Annotated in this window: 1 pseudogene; it reads right to left on the bottom strand. The window is 54.5% G+C overall.

The window, feature by feature from the left end:
• A pseudogene (locus KPG66_RS17345) lies at positions 1 to 455 on the bottom strand (hypothetical protein); the annotation flags it as partial.

The raw sequence follows: 455 nt of genomic DNA, 5'->3' as shown, positions 1-455 counted from the left end.
CCCAATCGCGCATCTGCGCATACCACACGGATCGCTCCGCTTCCGGAAAGCGCCACACGTAGCTTGCCAATGCGCCGACCGATGCGCCTTGATAAGAGGGGGGCAGGCGTAACGCGTAGTCGTGTAAGAGCGTATAAAGCTCAGGGATGCGCGGGTCGGCTTGACTAAATTTATCTAGTAAAAGGGTTAATGTGGGAATGATCTGCGCTTGCTCGGCTACGCTCAATGACGGCAGCCGTGCGAGAATCTTGTCATACCACTGAGCAAAGTGAGGGGTTTCAGGAGTATCGATTGAGAAATTCGACAGCCCAAGCGCCAGTTCCGGCCACACATTGTCTTGCCCGGGCTCGTGCTGTTCGGCCAACGCGTAGGCAAAATCAAATAGTTCCATCCATTCACGCTCATAGGTGAAATCCCGGTGCATGAGCAACAGCGCTTTTTGTATCTGCACGCCG

It is taken from the genome of Mycetohabitans sp. B2 (assembly GCF_021733735.1).
Classification (GTDB): Bacteria; Pseudomonadota; Gammaproteobacteria; order Burkholderiales; family Burkholderiaceae; genus Mycetohabitans; species Mycetohabitans rhizoxinica.
Note: the sequence above shows the minus strand (reverse complement) of the source record. Positions and strands in the feature narration are given on the sequence as shown.